Genomic DNA, 8,501 nt, shown 5'->3' with positions numbered 1-8,501 from the left:
GCTCACTCCTTCGGCGCGGCGCACCGGTACCCCGGCAGGCCGACGGGACGGGCCACCACCCAAGCGCGATTGGTCTGGACCTGTCAAGACCCCCTTCCGCGTTCCGTCGGCTGCGCCTGAGGTCAGGGCCCACTTCTCATCCGAAAGGTCTCCCCGCCGCATGTGCTACGGAACGCGTGCCCAGCGGGAGCGTCACGCGACCCATCGGACCCGATCTGGACCGGCCGGCTCACATCGTGGTGAGGCGGCACCCGTCATGGGGTGCCGCCCTTCGGTTGCCCTACGGGCGGGACGGGATCAGCGCTTGGTCTGCTTGGTGAAGGCGGTGCGGGACCAGAGGTAGCCGAGAAGGCCGATGCCGGCGCACCAGGCGAGCGAGATGTAGGCGCTGTTGCCGATCTCGGTGCCCATGAGGAGGCCGCGGAGGCTCTCGTTGACGGGAGTGAAGGGCTGGTACTCGGCAAACGTCCGGAGGGCGCCGGGCATGGTGTCGGTGGGGACGATCGCGCTGCCGAGGAAGGGCAGGAAGGTGATCGGCATGGGGAGGTTGGAGGCGGACTCGACGGTCTTGGCGGTCAGGCCCATGCCGGCGGAGAGCCAGGTCAGGGCGGTCGCCAGGGCGATCAGGAGGCCGATCACGGCCAGCCACTCGACGAAGGTGGCGTTGGGCCGGAAGCCGATGGCGAGGGCGACGCCGGTGACGACCACGGTGCCGAGGACCGTCTGGACGAGGTTGCCCAGGACGTGGCCGGTGAGGAAAGAGCCGCGGGAGATCGACATCGTGCGGAAGCGGTTGACGATGCCCTCGGTCTTGTCCATGCAGATGGTGAGGACGGCGCCGATGGACCCGGTGGCGACGGTCATGAGGATGATGCCGGGGGCGACGTAGTCGATGTAGTCGCCGGTGAGCTGCGGGCCCTGGATGCCGGCGCCGAGCGCGCCGCCGAAGGCGTAGGTGAAGAGGAGAAGGAAGACCACCGGCATCATCACGATGACGATCGCGATCGACGGGTAGCGGAGTGCGCGCTTCATGACGCGGCGGAACATCGTGACCGCGTCACGGACGGCGTAGCTGCTCGGCCGTGGCCTGGCGGTCCTGGTGGTGGCGCTCGCGATGCTCATCGGGTGATCTCCTGCTTCTTGTCCGCACCGGTGAGGGCGAGGAAGACGTCGTCGAGGTCGGGGGTGTGGAGGGAGAGGGACGCGGGGGTGGCGCCGGCGGCGTCGAGGACGTCCAGGACGGCGCGGAGGGTGGCGACGGTGCCGTCGGACGGAATCTGGAGCGTGAGCTCCTCGTCGTCGCGGGTGGTGGAGGCGAACTGGGCGGCGGCACGCCGCAGTTCGGCTGTGGCGTCGAAGCGCAGAGAGATGTGGCCGCCATGGACCATCGCCTTGAGCTCTTCCGAGGTGCCTTCGGCGACCAGCCTGCCCTCATGGAGGACACCGATCCGGTCGGCGAGCTGGTCCGCCTCCTCCAAGTACTGCGTGGTGAGGAAGATGGTGACGCCCTCGTCGGCGACCAGGGAGCGGATGATGTCCCACATGGTGCGGCGCGAACGCGGGTCGAGGCCGGTGGTCGGCTCGTCGAGGAAGATGATGCGCGGGTCGCCCATCAGGCTCATGGCCAGGTCGAGCTTGCGGCGCATCCCGCCGGAGTAGGCGGAGGACGGCTTCCCGGCGGCCTCGGTCAGCTCGAAGCGTTCGAGGAGTCGGGCGGCGCGGCGGCGGCCCGCCTCCTTCGGCAGGTGGCAGAGGTCGGCCATCAGCTGAAGGTTCTCCTCCGCGCTGAGCAGGCCGTCGACCGCCGCGAACTGACCGGTCAGGCCGATCAGGTCGCGTACTGCGGCCCCGCCTCGGGCGACGTCGTGGCCGCCCACGGCGGCGGTGCCGCCGTCGCCGTCGATGAGCGTGGTGAGGATCTCGACGGTGGTGGTCTTGCCGGCACCGTTCGGACCGAGCAGGGCGTAGACGGAGCCCTCGGGGATGGTCAGGTCGAGGCCCTTGAGGACCGGCTTGTCGTCGTACGACTTGGTGAGACCCGCGGTGCTGATCGCGGCCGACCTGTATGTTGTGCTCATGACAGACATATGAGTGTCGCTTCCCTGTGACGGAGGGGCTGGGAGGAGGGTGCGGGGGAGGCTCCCCGCCGCGGGCGCTGTCAGGCGGCGCGGGTGACCGTGATGTTGCCGACCGAGGTGCGGGCGTGGACTTCGGCACGGTTCGGCTTGTCGGACGGCGCGTCGGCGGCGGGCAGTTCGTTGCGGACCAGGCCGGCCTCGGCGTGGATGTCCAGCCAGGCGGCGGTGGTCTCGGGGATGCCGAGTTCGATCTCGCCGGTCGCGGTCCCCAGGTCGATCACTCCGCGGGTGAGCCGGGCAATCCGGATCGCGCCGAGAGCGGACTGGACGTCGACCCCCGCGTGCGCGGTTCCCATCGTGACGGAGCCGTTGGACGACTTGACCCTCGTCTCGCCGAGGACCTCGCCGATCTCGGTCTCGCCGTTGACGTTCTTGACCGTGAGGTCGCCGCCCACGTGGTCGATCACGACCCGGCCCGCGCCGTGCACCTCGGCGTCGCCCTCCAGGTGGTGGGCGCGGATGGTGCCGGTGGCGGTCCTGAGCTCGGCCGTTCCTGCCCGCTCCACCGACACGTTCCCGAGCGCGCTTCTCAGGTGGACGTCGCCCAGCGGGCCCTCGCAGTGCACGTCCCCGAACGCGGAGGAGGCGTGCACCTCGGACCCGGCCGGCAGTTCGACCTCGACCACGATCGGCCCGATCTTGCTGAACGGGTTACGGCCGCGGGGGCCGCGTACGGTCAGCCGGCCGCCGGTCAGGTCGACCCGGGTCTGGGCGGCCGACTGCACGTCGCGGTCGCTCGCGGTGTTCCCGGGTCGCACCAGGACCCTGGTCTCGGTCCGCTCGCCGGCCCTGACCAGGACCGTCCCGTAGCCGACCTCCAGCTGCGCGGTGATCGGGCCCGGCGTCTCGAAGGACTGCGGCTCACGGGTGGCGGAAGAAGGCATGGCGGTTCCGTCCTTTCGACTGCGTCGGGTTTTCGTGCTGGTAGGAGGGGTGGGAGGGTGCGCGGCGGGCGGCGGGCCGGTCAGACCCAGCCGGTGAAGCTCCGGCTGATGCCGGCCTCCGCGGCCGGTCCGGTCCACGGCCGCTGGGCGCCTGCGGCAGGGCCGTCGAATGAGGCGGTCAGGGTGTGCACCAGCCATGCGTTGACCGAGAGTCCGTCGCGGGCGGCGGCCGACTCCACCTTGGCTTTGAGGGAAGTCGGCACCCGAAGGTTGATCCGCGCGGATCCGCCCTCGTCCGGCTCCGGGACACCCGCCGCCTCCGGCTGTGGGGTCGATGGCGCCAACGGCGTCACCGGTGGCGCAGCCCCGTCGGCAGGGGCCCGGGCCCCCGGTCGGTTGACGACGAACTCGGGGTCCAGGCCGCGCAGCCGCACGTCCACCGAGCCGGGCGCCAGCTCCAACGTCACCTCACCCATCGCTGCGGACAGCGCGTTGAGCAAGGTCAGCCGGGTTGCCGACTCCAGCGGAGCGGTCAGTCGGTCGGCCAGGGCGCGGGCTTCGTCGCCACCGGCTTCGGCGGCTACGGCGAGTTCCTGGCGAAGGTGCTCGACATACGGTGCGAGGTCCATGCGATAACTGTGGCACAAAAGTGGCGCCATGTATAGCGCCACTATGGCGCCAAGTTGCGCCGCCAGGGTCACGCCGCCTCATAGGCTGCTGGAACACCTGGCCCAGCAGGTCGGAGGCCGGCTTCCAGGGACCGAGCTGCCGGCGTACGGGGACGGGCAGGGGCGGCTCCGACGAGCTCCAGGTGCCAAGCACCCGTGTGCGCCCACGGTGAGCAGAGCGGCGCGCCGTCGGCGTCCGTCTCCTACTTCTGCCAGGAACATGACCGCTACTACCGGCGCGAGGCGTGCGGAGAGGGACCGCATCTCGTCGCTCCGTACTGCGAGGAGCACGGGCCGGAGAACATGCGGCCGCGCCACTCACGCTCATGTTCCCCGCAGGTTTCGAGCCGCCGCTCAGCGAGCCGCAACTCAGCCGGCTGCAAGCGGAGTGGGATGCCGCCTCAGCATGATCAGCAAGAACCGAAAGAGACGCCCCGGATCCGCCGGGCGGCACATCCGGCCCGTCCGGCGCCTGGGGACGTCTTTCAGCCCCGCCGGCGTTTGAGGCACGGGGGTTCGGGGGCAGCGCCCCCGGTAGGGCCCGCGCCGGGCTTCGGCGGCCGCGCCTACGCCCCCCGCCCGATCTCCGCGAACACCGCCCCCGTCAGCCCCGCCAAGTCCTCCGCCGCCAGCTCCACCTGCAACCCCCGGCGCCCCGCCGAGACGCAGATCGTCGTGTGCGTCCGGGCCGACGCGTCCAGCACCGTACGCAGGCGCTTGCGCTGGCCCAAGGGGGAGATGCCGCCGCGGACGTAGCCCGTGGTGCGTTCCGCGGCCGCCGGGTCCGCCATCGTGGCGCGCTTGCCGCCCACCGCGGACGCCAGGGCCTTGAGGTCCAGGGAGCCGGCCACCGGGACGACCGCGACCGTCAACTCGCCGTCGACGTCCGCGACCAGGGTCTTGAAGACCCGGTCGGGGGAGACGCCCAGGGCCTCGGCGGCCTCCTCACCGTAGGAGGTGGAGGCCGGGTCGTGGTCGTAGGGGCGGAGCGTGAAGGCGGTGCCCGCCGCGGTCAGGGCGACCGTGGCGGGGGTGCCGCCCGACTGCTTCTTCGGCTTCTTCGCCACCGGTGCCGGATTCCTTGTTCAGTTGGGGTGGGTGGGGGCGCGGGTCAGGTCCGGCGCGGGGAGCGAGGGCAGGTGGCGGATGACCGCCGTCTCCCGGCGCAGCAGCGTCAGCTCCTCGCGCAGGCGGGTCGCGGTGTCCGGGGCCTGGAGGAGGCGCTGCTTGGTGGGGACGTCCAGGACGGTGGCCGCCGCGACCAGGTAGGAGACGACGGAGGGGTCGTCGGGCAGCTCGGAGCCGGTGGCGAGCGAGCGTTCGGTCGCTCCGGCCAGCCGCTTCTGGTAGGCCCGGAACGCCCGCAGGACGCCCTCGGCCAGGGCTCCGGCCTCGTCGGCCTCGTCCTCGGCGGGCGGCTCCTCGGTGACCTCTTCCACCTCGGCGCTCAGATACGGGCCGCTCGCGTCGATCGAGAGCAGCCTGACCCGGGTGGTGCCGGTGGCCAGGACCTCGAAGCTGCCGTCCGGGCGCTCATGGATGGTCGCCGCGTCGGCCACACAGCCGACCCGGTGGAAGGTCTGGATGGGGTCGGGGCCGAAGCCCTCGGCCGGCGCGCGCTCGGCGGGGGGTGCGGAGGCGACGGGGTCCGGCATGCCGGTGCCCGTCACCGCGGTCTCGCGGCCGTCGCGGATCGCGACCACGACGAAGCGGCGAGGTTCGTCCTCGTCGCTCTTCAGCAGCTCCCGCATCATGGCGCGGTAGCGCTCCTCGAAGACGTTGAGCGGCAGCACGAGGCCCGGGAACAGCACCGTGTTGAGCGGGAAAAGGGGGAGACGGGCGGTGGTCACAACGCTCAAGCGTAATGGCCGCGCGGACGTCCTCGGTCGGCCCGGCCGCGCAAGGGGGTCACGGAGGCCACCTGGAGCCGTGCGCCGTCCCGTGCGTCGAGGAACCGGCCCAGGGCGTCGTCGGAGACCGAGGACCACGGGAACGACGTCGCGTGCTGCCCGATCAGCGTGAACTGCTCCAGCGCCTCGGCCCAGCGCCCCCGGGCGAGGAGCACGTACGCGAGGAGGTTGCGGACCTCGGCGGGCCACGGGTCGCCGGGCCGGTAGGCGGCCGACAGCCGGATGGCCGCGTCGGCCGCCGTGTCGATCCGCTCCTCCAGTACGGAGGTGGTGCGGCCCGGCGCCTGGGCGTCCAGGAGGAGGGCGAAGGCCGCCCGGACCGGCAGTGCCTGCACCAGGGAGTGGGGTACGGCGTCCTCGGCGGCCCGCTCGGCGAAGTCGAAGCACTCGCGGTGCGAGCCGTACCAGGCGGCCGAGAGGTAGCGCAGCGCCGCCACATGGCAGCCGTAGTGGTGCGCGGAGCGCCGTATCGCCTGTTCCCACAGCGACTCGAAGGCGGTGTGCGTGGCGTGGCTGCCGCGCGCGTGGTCCAGGGCGAGCCGCCACGGTACCGGGTCGCGCGGGTCCGCCTCGGCGGCGGCGGTGATCAGCGGGCCGACCTCGTGGAGCCGTTCCGCGCGGGCGGGCGACTCCCAGGCCCGGCGGACCGCGAGCTCCGCCTTGACCAGCAGGGCGTCCGGGTCGCGCGGGGCGGCGGCCAGCCAGTCGGTGAGCCAGCCGTCCCGGTGCCGGGCGAAGGTGACGAGCCGGCCGAGATAGCGGTCGCGGTTCTCCCAGTCGGCGCCGTCCCGGGTGGTGGCGAGCAGCTTGGCGGCCGGTTCCGGGTCGCCGAGGGCAGCGGCCACCAGCGCCGGGGAGAGCCGCTCGTCGGGGGCGTCGAGCAGCACGGCGTCATCCGCGGGCAGTCCGGCGGACAGCGGAGGGCTGTGCCGGATCATGCGCGCGGTACTCAGCAGAGCGCGAAGGAAGGCCATGGTGCAGACCATTGAAAAGCCCTGGTGAGGGCCGCGCCAGGGGTGCGCTGTGAAGCTTCTGTGCCGAGTGGATGGGTTGTATCCGGCCGGGTCAAGAAAGAGCAAAGGAAATGTCCGGCGGTGGCTTGAACATGACCCTCCGGGTGCCTCGTCACCGCCGCCACAGCGGCCCCGCACATCCCTCGGAACCGCCGGTCCCGGCCGCCCCACCTGGTTCGAGCTGCCCTTTCGGTCAGCCCCTGCGCAGCAGCCGGGAGGCTCCGGCGGCCACCGTCGTGGCCAGAACCCATCCCACCAGCACCAGACCGGCCGCGGCCCACTGCCAGCCGCCCACCATCCTCCAGTAGCCGTCCTGGCCGAGATTGACCACCGGGATGAGGAGGTCCAGCGCGTAGAGCGCCGGATTCCACTCGGGGGACTCCTCGTTCTTGATCGACGCCGGGTCGTACCGCGAGAACGCCGCCGTACCCGCCGCCCACAGCACCGCCATCCACACCAGCGCCCGTCCCGGCCGGTACCCGTACGCCACCGTCCAGTCCTGGAGATACCCCCACGCCTTCGCGGCCGGCGGCAGCGTCTCCCGGCGGCGGCGCTGCTTGGCCAGCAGCACCTCCCGCGCGTCGGAGTCCTCGCCGCTGCCGCGCAGCACCGTCGCGAGCCGTTCGTACGGCTCGGGGACGTACTCCGGGGTCGCCGCCGACACCCACTCCAGCCGCCGCGAGAGCGGGAAGTGGCCGTACGGGACGAGGTTCTCGTAGACGAAACCGCCCATCGCCAGACCCCCGGGCCCCGGCCAGCTCGTCGAGAGGTCGATCAGGGTCACCACCTTCGCCCCGTTCAGCACGACCCGGCCCTCCTCCGGCCGCTCCGCGTTGAACCGCAGCTCCGGCGTGACGATCCGGCGCAACGACAGCTCCTCCTGCCGGGTCATCGAGAACCGGGCCTTCTGCAGGTCCACCGCGTCCCCGAACCGCCCGTCGTCCAGCCGCACCCCGCCCTTGCACTCGAAGATCTGCGACCGGGTCCCGCGCGCCGGGGTCGGGGCGTAGACCACGCCGTACGGGGGAGTCGTGCCCTGGTTCCCGGTGTCGACGCTCACCCATGCCTCGGTCATGTAGAGCGTGCGCTCCACCGTCAACTGCGGCGCGTTCAGCGCGCGCCGGTCCTCCGCCGCCCGCAGATGGCTGCCGCGCAGACTCAGCGAACCGCCCACCTTCGCCCCGCGCAGGCTCAGCTCGCCGTGCGTCTCGATCATTTCGGCCTGGAGGTCCTGGGCGACCGACATGCCGTCCCCGACGAAGGCCCGACCGTGCCGGTCGGGCCCCACGCTGAGCTGGTTGATCAGCAGGTCCGTACCGATCTGGGCATCGGTGAGCCGGATGCCCCGGTCGATCCGGCAGCGCGGCAGATGCAGATCGCCCTCCGTGTGCAGCCGGGCCGCCTCCAGCCGGGGCAGCAGGCAGCCCACCATCCGCAACGTCGTGAAATGGCACTCCGGGAGCACCACCTCCTGCTCGAAGCGGCACCCCGTCAGCTCCACGTACGGCGAGACCCGGCCGCCCGCCAGATCCAGCTTCCCGGTGATCCGCACCCCCCGGAGCTTCAGCGCCGCCACCCGGCCCGGCCGCGCCGGCGGCCCGCTCAGCAGCAGCCGCGCCACCGTCCGCGCGCCGACACTCCGCTCGGGCCCCCAGTCGTGCGGGCCGAACGGATCGTTGCGGGCGGAGTCGTAGGTGCGTAAGTCGTACGTCGTCCCGTTCCGGAAGGACTGCCACATGCCCAGCTCCGCTGCGCTGAGCCCGTCCGGGATATCGCCTTCGTGCGGCTCGGTCACGGCCGCTCCCTCCGTGCACACATGCTGTAGTGGTGTCTTTCCCTCCGCGTGACGGCGTGAAAGCTATCGGTCAGCAGTGACAACCGGTGCGGC

At 72.0% G+C, this 8,501-nt stretch carries 8 protein-coding genes; all 8 read right to left on the bottom strand.

The window, feature by feature from the left end:
- Nucleotides 1–297: 297 nt before the first annotated feature.
- On the bottom strand, nucleotides 298–1,122 hold the full coding sequence (locus ACFWRT_RS26530; RefSeq protein ID WP_380954812.1) for an ABC transporter permease: 825 nt from the start codon (nucleotides 1,120–1,122) through the stop codon (nucleotides 298–300).
- Entirely contained in the window at nucleotides 1,119–2,087 is a 969-nt protein-coding gene (locus tag ACFWRT_RS26525) for an ATP-binding cassette domain-containing protein (RefSeq protein ID WP_380954813.1), read from the bottom strand. Before ACFWRT_RS26525 ends, ACFWRT_RS26530 begins: the two co-directional genes overlap by 4 nt.
- A gap of 71 nt (nucleotides 2,088–2,158) precedes the next feature.
- Nucleotides 2,159–3,022 (bottom strand): DUF4097 family beta strand repeat-containing protein, encoded by an 864-nt coding sequence (locus ACFWRT_RS26520; RefSeq protein ID WP_380954815.1) that lies wholly within the window; start codon nucleotides 3,020–3,022, stop codon nucleotides 2,159–2,161.
- 80 nt (nucleotides 3,023–3,102) lie between these two features.
- Nucleotides 3,103–3,651 carry a toxin-antitoxin system HicB family antitoxin gene (locus tag ACFWRT_RS26515; RefSeq protein WP_380954816.1) on the bottom strand — a complete coding sequence of 183 codons (549 nt, stop codon included), beginning with the start codon at nucleotides 3,649–3,651 and terminating at the stop codon, nucleotides 3,103–3,105.
- A gap of 605 nt (nucleotides 3,652–4,256) precedes the next feature.
- A complete protein-coding gene (gene ybaK, locus ACFWRT_RS26510) occupies nucleotides 4,257–4,757 on the bottom strand; it encodes a Cys-tRNA(Pro) deacylase (RefSeq protein ID WP_380954817.1) in 501 nt (166 codons plus the stop codon).
- A gap of 18 nt (nucleotides 4,758–4,775) precedes the next feature.
- Complete coding sequence (locus ACFWRT_RS26505) at nucleotides 4,776–5,540, bottom strand: LON peptidase substrate-binding domain-containing protein (protein ID WP_380954819.1); 765 nt, start codon at nucleotides 5,538–5,540, stop codon at nucleotides 4,776–4,778.
- Between the two features lie 5 nt (nucleotides 5,541–5,545).
- On the bottom strand, nucleotides 5,546–6,586 hold the full coding sequence (locus tag ACFWRT_RS26500) for a hypothetical protein (RefSeq protein ID WP_380954820.1): 1,041 nt from the start codon (nucleotides 6,584–6,586) through the stop codon (nucleotides 5,546–5,548).
- Nucleotides 6,587–6,806: 220 nt separating this feature from the next.
- Nucleotides 6,807–8,408, bottom strand: a complete 1,602-nt coding sequence (locus ACFWRT_RS26495) for an oxidoreductase (protein ID WP_380954822.1) — start codon at nucleotides 8,406–8,408, stop codon at nucleotides 6,807–6,809.
- Nucleotides 8,409–8,501 lie beyond the last annotated feature (93 nt).

This window comes from Streptomyces cyaneofuscatus (assembly GCF_042718795.1).
GTDB lineage: Bacteria > Actinomycetota > Actinomycetes > Streptomycetales > Streptomycetaceae > Streptomyces > Streptomyces cyaneofuscatus_A.
This window is presented reverse-complemented; position numbering and strand designations above follow the sequence as displayed.

What these genes read in the sequence shown, in the direction of transcription:
- ACFWRT_RS26515 (WP_380954816.1), bottom strand. Translation starts at nt 3,651, where the DNA reads ATGGACCTCGCACCGTATGTCGAGCACCTTCGCCAGGAACTCGCCGTA.
- ACFWRT_RS26530 (WP_380954812.1), bottom strand. Translation starts at nt 1,122, where the DNA reads ATGAGCATCGCGAGCGCCACCACCAGGACCGCCAGGCCACGGCCGAGC.
- ACFWRT_RS26525 (WP_380954813.1), bottom strand. Translation starts at nt 2,087, where the DNA reads ATGTCTGTCATGAGCACAACATACAGGTCGGCCGCGATCAGCACCGCG.
- ACFWRT_RS26500 (WP_380954820.1), bottom strand. Translation starts at nt 6,586, where the DNA reads ATGGTCTGCACCATGGCCTTCCTTCGCGCTCTGCTGAGTACCGCGCGC.
- ACFWRT_RS26520 (WP_380954815.1), bottom strand. Translation starts at nt 3,022, where the DNA reads ATGCCTTCTTCCGCCACCCGTGAGCCGCAGTCCTTCGAGACGCCGGGC.